The 16,035-nt window shown below is 67.2% G+C and carries 15 protein-coding genes; 3 read left to right on the plus strand and 12 right to left on the minus strand.

All coding sequences use genetic code 11. From position 1 onward, the window contains the following. The first annotated feature begins 104 nt into the window (after positions 1-104). Positions 105-890, plus strand: a complete 786-nt coding sequence (locus N2M23_RS09175) for a TerC family protein (protein WP_265444918.1) — start codon at positions 105-107, stop codon at positions 888-890. Between the two features lie 3 nt (positions 891-893). Here N2M23_RS09175 and asnB read toward each other — a convergent pair whose 3' ends face one another. Further along, positions 894-3,539 (minus strand): asparagine synthase (glutamine-hydrolyzing), encoded by a 2,646-nt coding sequence (gene asnB, locus N2M23_RS09180; protein WP_265444920.1) that lies wholly within the window; start codon positions 3,537-3,539, stop codon positions 894-896. Between the two features lie 103 nt (positions 3,540-3,642). On the opposite strand from asnB, the gene N2M23_RS09185 reads away from it, so the two are divergent. Together N2M23_RS09185 and N2M23_RS09190 are read left to right on the plus strand one after the other, a co-directional pair. Continuing rightward, positions 3,643-4,233, plus strand: coding sequence for a hypothetical protein (locus tag N2M23_RS09185; RefSeq protein ID WP_265444921.1), 591 nt, complete (start codon positions 3,643-3,645; stop codon positions 4,231-4,233). Between the two features lie 39 nt (positions 4,234-4,272). Further along, positions 4,273-5,094: a DMT family transporter gene (locus N2M23_RS09190; RefSeq protein ID WP_265444923.1), complete on the plus strand. Its 822-nt coding sequence runs from the start codon at positions 4,273-4,275 to the stop codon at positions 5,092-5,094. 4 nt (positions 5,095-5,098) lie between these two features. Here N2M23_RS09190 and N2M23_RS09195 read toward each other — a convergent pair whose 3' ends face one another. From N2M23_RS09195 to N2M23_RS09245, 11 genes are all read right to left on the minus strand, one after another. Next, on the minus strand, positions 5,099-5,740 hold the full coding sequence (locus tag N2M23_RS09195; protein ID WP_265444924.1) for a hypothetical protein: 642 nt from the start codon (positions 5,738-5,740) through the stop codon (positions 5,099-5,101). 295 nt (positions 5,741-6,035) lie between these two features. Beyond that, positions 6,036-7,529 carry a F0F1 ATP synthase subunit beta gene (gene atpD / locus N2M23_RS09200; RefSeq protein WP_265444925.1) on the minus strand — a complete coding sequence of 498 codons (1,494 nt, stop codon included), beginning with the start codon at positions 7,527-7,529 and terminating at the stop codon, positions 6,036-6,038. 24 nt (positions 7,530-7,553) lie between these two features. Continuing rightward, the gene (locus tag N2M23_RS09205) at positions 7,554-8,468 is read right to left on the minus strand and encodes a F0F1 ATP synthase subunit gamma (RefSeq protein WP_265444926.1); all 915 of its coding nucleotides are present in this window, start codon (positions 8,466-8,468) and stop codon (positions 7,554-7,556) included. Positions 8,469-8,514: 46 nt separating this feature from the next. After that, complete coding sequence (gene atpA, locus N2M23_RS09210) at positions 8,515-10,152, minus strand: F0F1 ATP synthase subunit alpha (RefSeq protein WP_265444927.1); 1,638 nt, start codon at positions 10,150-10,152, stop codon at positions 8,515-8,517. A gap of 78 nt (positions 10,153-10,230) precedes the next feature. Next, the gene (locus tag N2M23_RS09215; protein ID WP_265444929.1) at positions 10,231-11,043 is read right to left on the minus strand and encodes a F0F1 ATP synthase subunit delta; all 813 of its coding nucleotides are present in this window, start codon (positions 11,041-11,043) and stop codon (positions 10,231-10,233) included. Next, positions 11,043-11,627 carry a F0F1 ATP synthase subunit B gene (locus tag N2M23_RS09220; protein ID WP_265444930.1) on the minus strand — a complete coding sequence of 195 codons (585 nt, stop codon included), beginning with the start codon at positions 11,625-11,627 and terminating at the stop codon, positions 11,043-11,045. Before N2M23_RS09220 ends, N2M23_RS09215 begins: the two co-directional genes overlap by 1 nt. Positions 11,628-11,678: 51 nt before the next feature. Next, complete coding sequence (gene atpE / locus N2M23_RS09225; RefSeq protein WP_171153948.1) at positions 11,679-11,891, minus strand: ATP synthase F0 subunit C; 213 nt, start codon at positions 11,889-11,891, stop codon at positions 11,679-11,681. Positions 11,892-11,991: 100 nt separating this feature from the next. Beyond that, positions 11,992-12,816 carry a F0F1 ATP synthase subunit A gene (gene atpB, locus N2M23_RS09230; protein ID WP_265444932.1) on the minus strand — a complete coding sequence of 275 codons (825 nt, stop codon included), beginning with the start codon at positions 12,814-12,816 and terminating at the stop codon, positions 11,992-11,994. 199 nt (positions 12,817-13,015) lie between these two features. Beyond that, positions 13,016-13,477, minus strand: a complete 462-nt coding sequence (locus N2M23_RS09235) for a Cg1360 family ATP-synthase-associated protein (RefSeq protein ID WP_265444933.1) — start codon at positions 13,475-13,477, stop codon at positions 13,016-13,018. A 167-nt stretch (positions 13,478-13,644) separates the two neighbouring features. Further along, positions 13,645-14,721, minus strand: a complete 1,077-nt coding sequence (locus tag N2M23_RS09240; protein WP_265444935.1) for a glycosyltransferase family 4 protein — start codon at positions 14,719-14,721, stop codon at positions 13,645-13,647. A 24-nt stretch (positions 14,722-14,745) separates the two neighbouring features. Then, positions 14,746-16,029 (minus strand): serine hydroxymethyltransferase, encoded by a 1,284-nt coding sequence (locus N2M23_RS09245; RefSeq protein ID WP_265444936.1) that lies wholly within the window; start codon positions 16,027-16,029, stop codon positions 14,746-14,748. Positions 16,030-16,035 lie beyond the last annotated feature (6 nt).

Below are 16,035 nucleotides of genomic sequence, written 5' to 3' on the forward strand. Positions count from 1 at the left end.
GATGCCGGCGGAGTTTCATCCAGTCTACCCGGCGACGCATACTGCGCTGACCGCGCCATCGCGCGGAACTGCACGCCATACCTGCGACGTTAGGGGCGGTAACTATGGACTTCTTCTCAAGCCCAGACCTGTGGGTCGCGTTCCTGACCCTTTTCGCGCTCGAGCTGGTGCTCGGCATCGACAACGTCGTCTTCATCTCGATCCTCACCGGCCGGCTGCCGGAGCACCAGCGGCCCAAGGCCCGGTTCGTCGGCCTCAGCCTGGCGCTGGTGCTGCGCATCCTGCTGCTGATGGTCGCCTCGTGGATCATCGGCCTGAAGTCGACGCTGATCTCGATCGGCGACGCCTCGGCCCTGCAACTGTCCGGCCGCGACCTGATCCTGATTGTCGGCGGTGCGTTCCTGGTCTACAAGGCGGTCACCGAGATCCACGAGAAGCTCGAGGGCGTGGAGGAGCACGGCGCTGACACGACGCCGAGCAAGTCCTCCACCTTCGCCCGGGTGATCGTGCAGATCCTGCTGATCGACATGGTCTTCTCGCTCGACTCGGTGATCACCGCGGTCGGCATGGTCGACCAGCTCTACATCATGGTGGCGGCGGTGGTGCTGTCGATCGGCCTGATGATGGTCCTCGCCGGCCGGATCAGCGCCTTCGTCAACGAGCACCCCACGGTGAAGATGCTCGCGCTGAGCTTCCTGGTGCTGATCGGCTCGACGCTGCTGGCCGAGGGGTTCGACGTCAAGCTCGACAAGGCCGTGATCTACGGCCCGATCGCCTTCGCGATCGCGGTCGAGGCGCTCAACCTGACCTACCGCAAGCGACAGGCCGCCCGCCGGCATCAGCCGGCGAGCGACCCGGTGCACCTGCACAACAAGTACGGGGCGGAGTAGCCCTTACCGCTCGACCACGATCGCCATCGGGGTCTGCTCACCGCCCTGACCGAGCGGGTTGTCGGCGAACATCTCCTCAAACCGGGTGCGGTCGCCGGCGACGTCGGTGCCGAGCACGTTGCGGCCGATGTCGTTGGCGTCCATCACCACGGTGCCCCCGAAGGTCTGCGCGTATGCCGCAGGCACCCGCGACCGGATCAGCGCCGACAGCCGGGCCGACACCTCGTCGGGGTCCTTCGGCGCGAGCTTCGCCGAGACGTTGGACGGGTAGGCGGAATACTCGGTCGGCCCGTCGATCGCGCGGATGTCGCCGCCGACCAGCTCGTAGAACATGCCGCGCTTGCCGATCAGCTTGCCGACCGCGCCGCCGGCGCTGGCGTAGAGCACCCGCGGCAGCCCGGCCTCCTGGATCGCCAGCTGCATGGTGAACGGCGAGCCGAGCCCGATGCCGGCCGGAGTGCGGGTGACGTACTTGGACAGCACCCGCGCCGGACGGCCGACGTTGATGTCCCAGATGAAGTAGGAACGGCCCTGGGTGATCGCGACGATCTTTTCGGAAATGAAGAAGTACCAACGCTTTCCGGCCAGTTGCGCGGCGTGCTCCGGGTCGGCGTCGAGCTCCTTGAAGAAGCCGTCGACCTCGTCGGCGACGCGCGCGTCGAGGTCGTCCTCCCGGCTGAACAGCTCGGTGCGCAGCGGGTAGCGGCGTACGGTCGCCCCACCTGCGGTGACCAGGTCGAGCTCCTTGCCCTCGTTGGCCTCCAGGTCGGTCTTGATCCGGACCGGCGCCTCGTCCTCCGGCTCGTGCTCGTCGAAGAACTCGCGCAGCCACAGCTCGATGTTGAGCAGCCGCCAGAACATCATCGAGTCGACGTCATTGGTGCCCTTGATCCAGCCCTCGAAGGCGTGCAGCACCTCGGGCTGGTCGAAGTAGGGCCGGTTCGCGAAAGACTCCGACAGGAAGATCCCGTAGAAGTGGTTCTTCAGCCGCATGAACCACTCGCCCTGCGGGGTGGTGAAGCCGATCTTATTGCGGCGCCGGTTGATCGACTCAGGCAGCAGCCCGCGGGTGGCGTCGCGCAGCACCCGCTTGTTCCAGCCGTTCTTGATGATCGCCTCGTCGGACAGGCTGAAGATGAACTTCACCACCTCCTTGTCGAGGAACGGCACGCGTCCCTCGAGCGAGAAGCGCATGGTGTTCTTGTCCTCGTAGCGCAGCAGCGACGGCAGCGAGCCCACGAAGAGGTCCTCGATCAGGCGCTTCTTGAGGTTGCTGCCCTCGACGCTGTAGCGCTCCCCCGAGTAACTCTTCGCGAAGTCTCCGCCCATCAGCTGCGTGGCCGCAATCCCCTTCTGGCGCTTGAGTTTCGCCTTCAGCTTGAAGCGACCGAGCCGGTAGAGGACGTCGAGGCTGCGGGCGAGTTCGGCGGCGGCCTTGGTCGCGCCCTGAGCGCGCAGCTGACGCAGATAGACGAAGTAGTAGGGGATGTAGCCGGCCATCATCTCGTCGGCGCCCTGGCCGTCGAGCAGCACGGTGACGTGCTGGGTCGCCTCACGCATCACCTGATACTGCGCATAGGGACCGGAGGAGATCAGCGGCTCCTCCTGGGTGCGGATGAAGTCACGCAGGTCGGCCTTGAACTCGTCGGCCGTCGGCAGGATCTTGTGCGCGTCGACATGCCCGCGGCAGATGTCGAGCACCGCGTCGACGTACTTCTCCTCGTCGTTGAGCGAGCCGGGGAAGACCGCGGAGAAGGTGTTCTGCTGGGCGCCGACCGCTTCCTTGGTGGTCTCGTCGCCCTGGTTGAGCAGCTGGTTGATGATCACCGCGACCGCGCTGGAGTCCAGCCCCCCGGACAGCGACGTGCCGACCGGCACCTCGGACTGCAGCCGGAGGCGGACCGCCTCGATCAGCCGCGCCTTGTAGTCCGCGGCGGCGGCATCGTCATACGGGCGCTGCTCGGTGGCGAGCTCCGCGAGCTCCTCGCGCAGCCGGGTGTATGGCGCGCGCTGCACGCCACTCGCGTCGACCGTCAGCGCCTCCCCCGGCTCGAGTCGCTCGATGCCGTCGAAGAACGTCTCGCGACCGTCCTCGTGGATGCGGAAGCGCAGGTAGCGGTAGATGGTGCGGTCGTTCGGCTTCTTCTCGTAGAGCCCGGACGCGAGGATCGACTTGATCTCCGAGGCGAACAGGAAGGTGCCGCCGGACTGCGCGACATACAACGGCTTGATGCCGAAGTGGTCGCGGCTCAGGGTGAGGCGCTGCTCCTTGCCGTCCCAGATCGCCAGGCCCCACATGCCGTTGAAGCGGTCGAACGCCTCGCTGCCCCACTGCGCGAACGCCTCCAGCACAACCTCGGTGTCGGAGTCGGTGGTGAAATCGTGGCCGAGTTGCTCCAACTCGGCGCGCAGCTCCAGGTAGTTGTAGACCTCGCCGTTGTAGACGATGGTGAAGCGGCCGTCCTTGGTCGTCATCGGCTGCTGGCCGTGCGCGACGTCGATGATCGACAGGCGGCGGTGGCCGAGGCCGAGCTCGCCATCGGTGAAGGTGCCCTGCCCGTCGGGGCCACGGTGCGCCTGGCTGTCGTTCATCCGCTGCAGCATCGCTGCGTTGCCGCCCGGGCCGAGGTATCCGACGATTCCACACATGCGGGCCAGCTTATTTCGTGGAGTCCGCCATACCTAAACGGCGCGGCTGATCACCGGCCGGCGACCAGCCTTCTCCCAGAGTCCGCTCCTAGCGTCGGCGCCCATGTCCATGAAAACCGCCCGTTACGCAGCAGTTCCCTCCGCGCTGACCCTCGTGCTGATCACCGGGTGCAACAGCGGCTCCGGATCGTCTGCTGCGAGTTCGCAACCGGCCGCCGGCGGTTCGTCGACCGCAGTCGCCTCGGCCGGCGCCTCGGCATCGCCGGCCTCGACGCAGCAGTGCCCGACCTCCAACACGCGCTCGTTCGCCAAGACCCGCTTCGTGACCGACCTCGGACTGGCCGCGGGCACCTTCCACCGCTGGCTCTACAAGCCCTACCAGGACGGCCAGTTCAAGAAGGGCGCCAACGGCCGGATCAAGGCGGGCATCAAGGCCGCCGCGATCACCGCGCTCGACATCAAGCTGCTCGACAACGCCAAGAAGAACGCCCAGGCCAACCCGACCCTCTGCAAGCACCTCTACCAGCCGATCAGCAACGCCGTCGACAAGCTCGGCAACCTCAAGGGCGAGATCACCTCGGGCAACCTGACGTCGGCGGTCGCCACCAACGGCATCCTGGGCTCGATCCTCAGCACTGCCAAGCAGAACGGCCTCAACGTCACCGAAACGACCGACCAGAGCAAGGCGTCGTAATCAGTCGGGGTCATGCGACGGGCGTGACAGCATGACCCGGTGATCGGGATCCTGGGGGCCGTGGCCGCGGCGATCGCCTACGGCAGCGCCACGATCCTCCAGGCGATCGGGGTGCGCCGGCTCGGGGCGATGCCCGCCGGGTCCGGCTGGGTCGCCCGGGTGCGCGCCGGTCAGTTGTATGCCGTGGGTCTCGCCCTCGACGGCCTCGGCTTCGTGTTGTCCTTTGCGGCGCTGCGCACCCTGCCGCTCTTCCTGGTCGAGTCGATGCTCGCCTCGTCGGTCGCGGTGACCGCGGTGCTGGCCGTCCTGGTGCTTCACGTGCGGCTCAGCAGCCGCGAGGTCGGTGCACTCCTCGTGGTCGGAATCGGATTGGTATTGCTGGCAATCAGCGCACAGGAGGGCGCCGGGCGGCACGTCGGCACCCGCGGCGGCTGGTGGCTGTTCGCGCTCGGGGTGCTCGTGGCATTGGTCTTCGCGGCCGGTTACTTCGATCACTCCCCCGCACGCTCGTCGGTCGTGCTGGCCGTCGCCAGCGGGCTGGGCTTCGGAGTGACCGGCATCGTCGCCCGAGTGCTCGAGCCGTCTGATCCGTTGTGGCACTCCGTCGCCCAGCCGCAGCTGTGGGCGTTGGTGATCGCCGGGGCGGTCGCGATCGTCGCCTATGGCTTCGCGCTGGACCGGGGACGCACGACCAGCGTCGCCGCGATCACCTTCGCGGTCGAGACGATCGTGCCGGCCGCGATCGGGTTGGCCTTCCTCGGCGATCAGGTGCGGCACGGGTTCGTCATCGTCGCGCCGATTGGTTTCGCCGTCACGCTCGCCGGTTGTCTCGCGCTCGCCGGAAGGGCAGAGGTGGAGTGACGCCTCAGCCGTCGAGCCGCCCTACCGCTCCACCGTATGCCGGGACAAGCGCCTCACCGATCGGCCGAGCGTTGGCCTGGGCCACCGCACGCGGGACGCGCGGCAGATTCTCCTCCCAGTCCAGCAATGGCGAGCCACGCAGCTGCAGCATGCGGGCTGGTCGGCCGAACAACCACAGGTGCAGGTGGGCGCCGCCGTCGCCATACTTGGCGATCTGCGCGCGGCCGACGCTCGGCAGCGCCTCGATGCCGGCACTGATCGTGGCGATCAGCCGGCCGAACTCGGCGGCCCAATCCGCAGGCATGGTGGGCAGATCCATGTGCCGCTTCGGGCCGAGCGACAGCACGACCGGCAGTCCGGTGTCGGGCACGATCGTCAGCCGCCACCGATCGTTCGACCAGACGAGCAGGCCGTCGTCCGCAGAGTCGGGTCCGGCACAGTCGCAGGTGGCCGGGTCCTCACCGCGCCGGTCGGGCTCGGCGTCGGCCAGCGGCTGCAGCGGCTTGATCCGCAGGCTCTCGGTCTCGAAGGGGAAGATGTCCCAGCCCGGCATCTCCTCGACCGCGACCGGCAGCCGGCCCTCGTCGTCGGTCGCCGCCGCGACGCGCGCGTAGTAGTCCTCGATGCTCTCCGGGGTGGATGTCATGCCCGCAGGGTAGGCCGCGCAGGGGTCAGTCGGTCGCAATGACGACTGCCTCGGGCATGTGCCGACTTCGAATGTGCACCCGGGGACCACATGGCGCTGGTTTAGGGCGACCGTCGTCACAAAAGTGCGCCCCCGGCCGAATCGCGGCCGGACCGCGCGACCGTCGTCACAAAAGTGCAGCCCACGACAGTTGCGGCATCCGCACGCCACCACAACCGCGAACCCGTCCCGCACACGCGAAAGCGCCCCGGACCGAATCAGTCCGGGGCGCTTTCGCGTGCTCGAGAGAAGAGGCTCAGTCCTCCTGCTCCAGCTCCTTGGCCTTCTTGTAGACGTCGTCCAGGCCACCGCACATGAAGAACGCCTGCTCCGGGATGTCGTCGAGGTCACCGTCGGCGATCTTGTTGAACGCCTCGATGGTCTCCGACAGCGGCACGGTCGAACCCTCGATGCCGGTGAACTGCTTGGCGACGTAGGTGTTCTGCGACAGGAAGCGCTCGATGCGACGGGCCCGGTTGACCAGGATCTTGTCCTCTTCGGACAACTCGTCGATACCGAGGATCGCGATGATGTCCTGCAGCTCCTTGTTGCGCTGCAGGATCTGCTTCACGCGCACCGCGGTGTCGTAGTGCTCCTTGCTCACGTAGCGCGGGTCGAGAATGCGCGACGTCGAGGTGAGCGGGTCCACCGCCGGGTAAATACCCTTCGAGGCGATGTCACGCGAGAGCTCGGTGGTCGCATCGAGGTGGGCGAAGGTGGTCGCCGGCGCCGGGTCGGTGTAGTCGTCGGCCGGCACGTAGATCGCCTGCATCGAGGTGATCGAGTGACCACGCGTTGAGGTGATGCGCTCCTGCAGCTCACCCATCTCGTCGGCCAGGGTCGGCTGGTAGCCCACCGCGCTCGGCATACGACCGAGCAGGGTCGACACCTCCGAGCCGGCCTGGGTGAAGCGGAAGATGTTGTCGATGAAGAGCAGCACGTCCTGGTTCTGCACGTCGCGGAAGTACTCCGCCATCGTGAGCGCCGAGAGCGCAACGCGCAGACGGGTGCCCGGCGGCTCGTCCATCTGGCCGAAGACGAGCGCGGTCTGACCGAGCACGCCGGCCTCGTCCATTTCGACCATCAGGTCGTTGCCCTCACGGGTGCGCTCGCCGACACCGGCGAACACCGACACACCACCGTGGTCGCGGGCAACACGCGCGATCATCTCCTGGATGAGCACGGTCTTGCCCACACCGGCACCACCGAACAGGCCGATCTTTCCACCCTGCACGTAGGGGGTCAGCAGGTCGATGACCTTGATGCCGGTCTCGAACATCTGGGTCTTGGACTCCAGCTGGTCGAACGCGGGCGACTTGCGGTGGATGCCCCACCGCTCCTTGATGTCGAGCTTCTCGCCCTCTTCGAGGTTGAGCACCTCGCCGGTGGCGTTGAAGACCTTGCCGAGGGTGCCGTCACCGACCGGCACCATGATCGGGCCGCCGGTGTCCTGCACCGCCTGGCCACGAACCACACCATCGGTCGGCTGCAGCGAGATCGCGCGGACCATGTTGTCGCCGATGTGCTGCTCGACCTCGAGCTTGATCTGCTTCTTGCCTTCGTTCTCGCCGCCCTCGTTGGACAGGTCGACCTCGAGGGTCAGCATGTTGAAGATGTCCGGCATGCCATCGGTGGGGAACTCCACGTCGATGACCGGACCGATGACTCGGGCGACGCGTCCGACGGCACCAGGCTTGGTTTCCTCAGCCTTCTTGTCGAGGACGTCGACCTCGTGGGCAATCTCAGTCATGTCTTTCCTTAATTCCGTATGACGTCAGGACGCGTCTGCCAGGGCGCTGGCACCGCCGACGATCTCGCTGATCTCTTGGGTGATCTCGGCCTGCCGCGCCTGGTTGGCGAGGCGGGTGTAGGTCTTGATGAGGTCCTCGGCGTTGTCGGTTGCCGACTTCATCGCACGCTGGCGCGCCGCGAGCTCGGAGGCCGCCGACTGCAGCAACGCGTTGTAGATGCGCGCCGTGACGTACTTCGGCAGCAGCGCGTCGAGCACCTCGTCGGCGCTCGGCTCGAACTCGTACAGCGGCAGCGGACCCGAGTCGGGCTTGCCGTCACCGTCGGTGTCGATCTCACCCTCGACGACCTCCAGCGGCAGCAACCGCACGACCTGCGGCTCCTGGGTGACCATGCTGACGAAGCGGGTGTAGACGATGTGGACCTCGTCGACGCCACCCTCCTCGCTGCCGGCGATGAACTGAGCAGTCAGTTCGTCACCGATCTCCTTGGCGACCTCGAAGTCGGGACCGTCGGTGAAGCCGGTCCACTCCTTGGCGAAGTCACGCCGCCGGAAGCGGTAGTAGCTGACCGCCTTGCGGCCGACCAGGTAGGCGACGACCTCCTTGCCCTCATTGTTCAGCCGCTCGATGAGCTCGGCGGCCTTCTTGATGGCGTTCACCGAGTAGGCGCCCGCCAGCCCGCGGTCGCTGGTGCAGATCAGCACCGCCGCGCGCTTGGGGTCCACCCGCTCGGTTGTCAGGGGGTGGTCGGTGTTGCTGTTCGTGGCCACCGCCGAGCACGCCCGGGTGAGGGCCAACGCGTAGGGCGTCGACTCCTCCACCCGCTTGCGGGCCTTGACCACCCGCGACGCGGCGATGAGCTCCATCGCGCGGGTGATCTTCTTGGTGGCCTGGACGGACCGGATGCGCTGGCGGTAGATCCGCGTCTGCGCTGCCATGTCGTCCCCTTCCTAGTCTTAGTCGTGGTCGGTCAGCTGCCGGCGATCAGTTGGACCGCTGCTTGACGATCTGCGCCTGGTCGATCTGGTCCTGCGCGATCTCGTCGTGCGACACAGCGCCTTCGCCGCCGTGCTCCGGGCCGGCCTGGAACTGCGACTTGACTCGCTTCACGGTCTCCTCGAAGACCTGCTTGCCGTCGTCGTCGAGCTTGGTGGTCTCCTCGATCGCGTCGAGGGTGCCCTTCTGCTCGCGCTTCAGCGTGTCGAGGAACTCCGCCTCAAAGCGCGGCACGTCGTCGACGGCCACGTCGTCGAGCTGCCCCGTCGTACCGGCCCAGATCGAGGCGACCTGGCTGGACAGCGAGTAGGGGTCGTTCTGCGGCTGCTTGAACAGCGCCATCAGACGGTCACCACGGGCCAGCTGATGGCGGGACGCGGCGTCCAGGTCGGAGGCGAACATCGCGAAGGCCTGCATCTCGCGGTACTGCGCCAGGTCGACCTTGATCGAGCCGGTGACGGCCTTCATCGCCTTGGTCATGGCGGCACCACCGACACGCGACACCGACACACCGACGTCGACCGCCGGGCGCTGGTTGGCGTTGAACAGGTCGGCCTGCAGGTAGATCTGACCGTCGGTGATCGAGATGACGTTGGTCGGGATGTATGCCGAAACGTCGCCCGCCTTGGTCTCGATGATCGGCAGACCGGTCATCGAACCGCCACCGAGCTCGTCGGACAACTTCGCGCAACGCTCGAGCAGCCGGCTGTGCAGGTAGAACACGTCACCCGGGTAGGCCTCGCGGCCCGGCGGGCGGCGCAGCAGCAGCGACATCGCGCGGTAGGCCTCGGCCTGCTTGGTCAGGTCGTCGAAGACGATCAGGACGTGCTTGCCCTGGTACATCCAGTGCTGGCCGAGGGCCGAGCCGGTGAACGGCGCGAGGTACTTAAAGCCCGCGGCGTCGCCGGCCGGCGCGTTGACGATGGTGGTGTATTCCATCGCGCCGGCCTCTTCGAGGGTGCGGCGCACCTCGGCGACGGTGGAGTTCTTCTGGCCGACCGCGACGTAGATGCAGCGCACCTGCTTGTTCGGGTCACCGGTCGCCCAGTTGGCCTTCTGGTTGATGATCGTGTCGGTGGCGATCGTGGTCTTACCGGTCTTGCGGTCACCGATGATCAGCTGGCGCTGGCCGCGGCCGATCGGGGTCATCGCGTCGATCGCCTTGATGCCGGTCATCATCGGCTCGAAGACCGACTTACGGGACACGACGTTGGGCGCCTGCAGCTCCAACTCACGGCGGGTCTCGGCCTTGATGTCGCCGAGGCCGTCAAGCGGCTGGCCGAGCGGGTCCACAACCCGGCCGAGGAACGCGTCACCGACCGGGACCGAGAGCACCTCGCCGGTGCGCTTGACCTCCTGGCCTTCCTCGATGCCGCCGAACTCGCCGAGCACGACGACACCGATGTCGTGCACGTCGAGGTTCAGCGCGATGCCGAGCGTGCCGTCCTCGAACTGCAGCAGCTCGTTGGTCATTGCCGACGGCAGGCCCTCGACGTGCGCGATGCCGTCAGCGGCGTCGGCGACGGTGCCGACCTCTTCGCGGCTCGCGGCACCCGGCTCGTAGGACCGGACATAGCCGTCCAGTGCTTCCCGGATCTCGTCCGGACGGATCGAAAGCTCCGTCATTGTTCCTTCTCCTCTTCGGGGCTGGTGGCCCGTAGGTCCTGCTTAAGCGTGTATGCCGTTGTGAGTTGCGCCACGAGGTCAGCCCGCCATGCTGCGGCGGACATCCTCCAGACGAGTCGCGATGGTGCCGTCGATGACCTCGTCGCCGACCTGCACCCGCATGCCGCCGACCACGTTCGGGTCGACCAGCACGTTGAGCTGCACGGGGCGGCCGTAGAGGCCGGCCAGTGCCTTACCGAGCCGGGACCGCTGTTCGGCGGTCGGCTCGACCGCCGCGGTCACCGTGGCGACCAACTGGTCGCGCAGTTGCGCGGCCACGCCGACATACGACTCGAGCACCCGCTCGACACGGCGTCCGCCCGGGTTGGCCGCCGCCTGGCGGGCCAGCCGCACGGTCTCCGGTGCAGCCTTGCCCTCGAGCAGCTTGCCGACCAGGTCGGCCTTGTCGGCGCCGGAGCGGCGACGGTCGCCGAGTGCGTCCCGCAGACCGGAGTCGCGGGCCACCGTCCGCTCGAAGCGGAACAACTCGTCCTCGACCTGGTCGAGGCGACCCGCGCGGTCCGCCGAGGTCAGCACGGCCTCGACTCCGAGCTGGTCCAGCGCGTCGCCGAGGTCACGCTCGTCGGCCCAACGCTGCCCGACCGCGACTCGCACGACCTCCAGCACGCCGTCACTCACCTTGCCTCCGAACAGCTTGTCGGCCAGGCCACGCTTGGCGGCCGCGTCACTGGTCGGGTCGGTGAGCGCCCGACGCAACGGTGCGCTGCCGCCGAGCACCTGGGAGACCGCGAAGAGCTCGTCGCCAGCGGTCGCCGGGTCGGCGCCGGAGGCGAGCAGCTCCGTCAGGTCCTGCCGCGAGGTCAGCAGCGCAGCGCGGGACGGGCCCTGCATCAGGCGCCCTCGTCGGCGCTGCCGACCTTCTGCGGCTTCACGTCGCCGGCCTCGAGGTCGGCGAGGAAACGCTCGACGATGCCGCGCTGGCGGGTCTCGTCCTCCAGCGACTCCCCGACGATCTTGCCGGCGAGGTCGGTGGACAAGCGGCCGACGTGGCCCCGCAGTTCGACCTGGGCCTGCTGACGCTCGGCCTCGGTCTGCTTGTGCGCGCTGTCGATGATGCGATCGGACTCGGCGCCCGCCTGGTCGCGCATCTCGGCGATGATCTGCGCGCCCTGCGACCGGGCGTCCTCACGGATGCGAGCAGCTTCGGCGCGGGCGTCGGCCAGCTGGGCCTCGTACTGCGACTTGGCCTGCTCGGCTTCCTTCTGCGCCTGCTCCGCCTGCTCCATACCGCCCTCGATGGCGGCGGTGCGCTCGGCGTACATCTGCTCCATCCGCGGCACGATCTTGGTCTTCATCAACCAATAGACGATCGCGAAGAAGATCAGACCGGCGATCATCTCTCCCGGCTGCGGCAGCAGCGGGAGCTTCTCGGGCCAACCGACCTCGCCACCGCTCGCCTTAACGATGCTCAACATGGGTCACTCCTTGGAGCGCTGAACCTAGGGAATCGGGAACGTTCGAAAGGCTCAGGCTGAGCGGAAGACGAACGCGAAGACCAGACCCAGGATCGCCAGCGCCTCGGTCAGGGCCATGCCGGTGAAGGCGATGGTCTGCAGCATGCCGCGAGCCTCGGGCTGACGGGCGACGCCGTTGATGTAGGCGGCGAAGATCAGGCCGATGCCGATACCCGGGCCGATGGCGGCGAGACCGTAGCCGAGGAAGGCAATGTTTCCACCCATTGTGTTTGTTTCCTTTCGAGTGGCCCTGAGACGGTTTTCCCGGGCCGCTTGGGGTTTCTTGCGGGTCAGTGTGAAGTTGTAAGGCCTTGCTTCGGCTGTCTCAGTGACTGTCGGAGACGGCGTCGGCCAGGTAGATCGCGGTCAGCAGCGTGAAGATGAACGCCTGCAGGAACTCGATGAGCAGCTCGAAGAACATCATCAGGATCGCGAAGAGGAACGAGAACGCGCCCGAGACGTTGATGAACGGGTTGTCACCGTGCAGCAGCAGGTATTCGCCGCCGAGGATGAAGACCAGCAGCATCAGGTGGCCGGCCATCATGTTGCCGAAGAGTCGCAACGCCAGCGTGAGCGGCCGGATGACGAAGTAGGTCAGGAACTCCAGCACGAACATGATCGGCTTGAGCCAGCCGGGCAGTCCCGGAGGCGTGAGCGAGCCGAGGTACTTGCCGAAGCCGCCCTTATGCCGGACCGCCGTCACGTGGTAGACGACGTAGACGATCGCGGTCAGCACGATCGGGAAGGCGATGCGGCCGGTCGTCGGATACTGCACGAACGGGATCACGCCGGCGATGTTGTTGAGCAGGATGACGGTGAACAGGCTCAGCAGCAGCGGGATGAACGGCTTGAAGTTCTTGCTGCCGATGATGTCCTGCCCCATGGTGTTGCGCACGAAGCCGTAGGCCTGCTCGGTCAGCCACTGCCGCTTGCTCGGCACCAGCTGGAGGTTCTTGGTCGCCGAGAGGAAGAACCAGCAGATCAGGATGCAGGACAGGATCCAGATGAGCGCCGGGCGGGTGAAGGTGAACGAGTTGGTGTCGCTGCCGATCAGCGGCCACCAGAAATCCTTGGTGCCCGGCGTCTCGAAGCTTTCGGTCGGCACCGCGCCGCGGAGGCTGCCTGCCGCAGCCACCAGGGTTGTACTCACAAGATCTCCTCGGCCAGTGATACGTCGGTCGGTCGGGCTGGGGTCGGCGCGAACTCGCGCCGGAAAAGTTGTCGGGCAAGCACTGCGGGCACCGCGAAATCGCCGCGCACGTGGCTGGCCACTGCGTACGCTACCCGACGGTCACCCGTGCTGGGGACGCGGCCGTTGCCACATCGACCTGAGCGCAAGCTGAGTTGCTTCATGAGGTCGGCTCCGTCGGCTCGTCATACACCGGCTGTCGCAGTCGGATGAACGCCACCACCTGGGCGGCCTGCCAGACGAGGGTCACCGCGATGACCCCGATCGCGAACGCCGGACCGTCCAACCACGAGGCCTCGGACAGGCCGAAGATGACGATGCCGAGGAAAATCACCTGGGCCAGGTAGATCGCGAGTGCGCCGGCCATCATCGCGTGCGCGTTGTCGCCGACCATCTTGTCCATCAGCAGTAGCCCGCCGGAGAAGAAGACCAGGGCGATCACTGCGCCGAGCGCCGCGGACCAGCCGCCTTCGGCGCCGCGGAAGACCCAGCAGCCCGCTGCCGCGAGGGGGAGCATCCAGACCGAAGCCCGCAGACCCGCCCGGAGCATCACCGCGAACGGGCGGTTGCTGAGCGCTACGCCACGCTTCACCGGCGTGGCCGCGGGGTCGGAGTCCGTCATTGGGCTCTACTCAATCTGCTCAATCTGCCTGGGTCGTGGGCGTCGGAGGGGCGTCTCGCGAAGCGGCATACAGACTGTTCGGACTGCTTGCAGAACAACCTGTCTTCGTGCTTGTGAAAACTATCACAAGCTCCTGTGAGTCGCGAAATCGGCTCTGCCGCAAGGGCCTAGCCGATCCTCGGCAGTCCCAGGGTCAGGCCGAGCGAGAGCGCGAGCAGGCCGAAGAGCAGGGACGTCGCCCAGGGCGTCGACAGGTAGTTGTAGGCCAGCACTCCCCCGGCCGCCGACGCCGACCACAGGTAGAGCAGCAGCACCGCCCGGCGGTGCGGATGACCCATCCGCATCAGCCGGTGGTGCAGGTGCTTCTTGTCGGGGTGCCAGAACTTTCCACCGCGCCGGATGAACGCCAGCACGACGTCCAGCACCGGCAGCGCGAGGATCACCACCGGCAGCGCGATCGGCAACAGGATCGCCACACTCGACTGCTTGGTGTCCGAGGACGGGTCGAAGTTGCCGGTGAACGAGATCGTTGCGCTCGCCAGCAGCAGCCCGAGCAGCAACGCCCCGGCATCACCCATGAAGAGCTTGGCCGGATGGAAGTTGTGCGGCAGGAAGCCGAGACAGCAGCCGACGGTCGCCGCCGAGATGAACGTCGCCATCGTGAAGACGCTCTGGTCGTCGTTGGGTCGGGTCGTGTAGCTCCAGATGAAGAACGCGGTAGCGGCGATCGCGACCGTGCCCGCGGCCAGGCCGTCCAGCCCGTCGGCGAAGTTGACCGCCTGGGTGGTGGCGATGACGACGAGCACGGTCAGGCCCTGCAGCACCTGCTGCGGCAGGATCGTCTGGGTGCCGAAGACCGGCAGGAAGAGCAGCTGCACCCCACCGAGCGCGGCCATCACCAACGCGGCGAGCACGGTGCCGGCCACCTTGGTCAGCGGATCCAGATCGCGGAAGTCGTCGATCGCACCGAGCACGGTGATGATGCCCGCCGCGACCAGCACCCACAACAGGTTGGAGTAGTCGATCCGGTTGCCGAGATAGGGCAGCGTCGACGCAATCAGGATCGACGCGGCGAAACCGAGCAGCATCGCCAGCCCGCCGAGTCGCGGGATCGGCACGGTGTGCACGTCCCGCACGCGCACCGGGGTGACCGCGTTCCACCGGATGGCGGCCCAGCGGATGCCGGGCGTCGCCACAAAGGTGATTGCGGCCGCCACGATGGCGACGAGCAGGTATTCACGCACGTGATGAGCTCAGCGGTCCCCGGCTCAGGCGCCCGGGGCGGGGTATGCCGGGAAGCGTCCGACCAGCTCGGTCACCTGGGCGCGGACGTCCTTGGCGACCTGATGCTCCGGGTCGCCGTCGCCCTTGGTGATGGCAGTGTTGATCAGCTCGGCGATCAGCTTCATCTCGTCGGTGCCCATGCCCTGGGTGGTCACGCTCGGCGAGCCGACCCGGATGCCGGAGGCGATGTTGGGCTTGGCCGGGTCGAAAGGGATGGCGTTCTTGTTGAGCACGATGCCCGCGGCGTCGGCGCGCTTCTCCGCGTCGGCCCCGGTGACGCCGATGCCCTGCAGATCGTGCAGCGACAGGTGGGTGTCCGTGCCGCCGGTCGTCGGGCGAATCCCGAACTCCCCCAACGAGGTTGCCAGCTGCTGCGCGTTGGCGATGACCTGCCGCGCGTAGTCGCGGTATTCCGGGGTGGCGCACTCCTTGAAGTTGACCGCCTTGGCCGCGATCGAGTGCATCTGCGGGCCGCCCTGCATCATCGGGAAGACCGCCTTGTCGATCGCCTTGGCGTGCTCCTCCTTGCAGACGATCGCGCCGGCACGCGGGCCGCGCAGCACCTTGTGGGTGGTGAAGGAGACGACATCGGCATACGGCACCGGGCTGGGGATCGCCTGCCCGGCGACGAGACCGATGAAGTGGGCGGCGTCGACCCAGAAGATCGCGCCGACCTCGTCGGCGAGCTTGCGGAAGAACTCGAAGTCGATCAGCCGCGGGATCGCCGAGCCGCCGGCGAGGATCACCTTCGGCTTGTGCTCCTTGGCGAGGCGCTCGACCTCGTCGTAGTCGATGTTCTCGGTCTCCTTGTCGACGCCGTAACCGACGGCGTTGAACCACTTGCCGGAGAAACTGACCTTGGTGCCGTGGGTGAGGTGGCCGCCCATCGGGAGCGACATCGCGAGGATGGTGTCGCCGGGCTGCATGAACGCGCCGTAGACGGCCTGGTTGGCGCTCGCGCCCGAGTGCGGCTGCACGTTGGCGTGGTCGGCGCCGAAGAGCTCCTTGCACCGGTCGATCGCGAGGTTCTCGGCGACGTCGACGACCTCGCAGCCGCCGTAGTAGCGGCGGCCCGGGTAGCCCTCGGCGTACTTGTTGGTCAGGGTCGAGCCGAGCGCGGTGATGACCGCGGGGCTGGACATGTTCTCGCTGGCGATGAGCTGCAGACCGCCGCGGATGCGGTCGAGCTCGTCGACCAGCACCCCGGCGATCTCCGGGTCGAAGTCCTGCAGCGCGGCGTAGTCGGGGCCGTAGTAGGGCGTGCTCATGTCGGA

This window comes from Flexivirga meconopsidis, assembly GCF_026162425.1.
Taxonomy (GTDB): Bacteria; Actinomycetota; Actinomycetes; order Actinomycetales; family Dermatophilaceae; genus Flexivirga; species Flexivirga meconopsidis.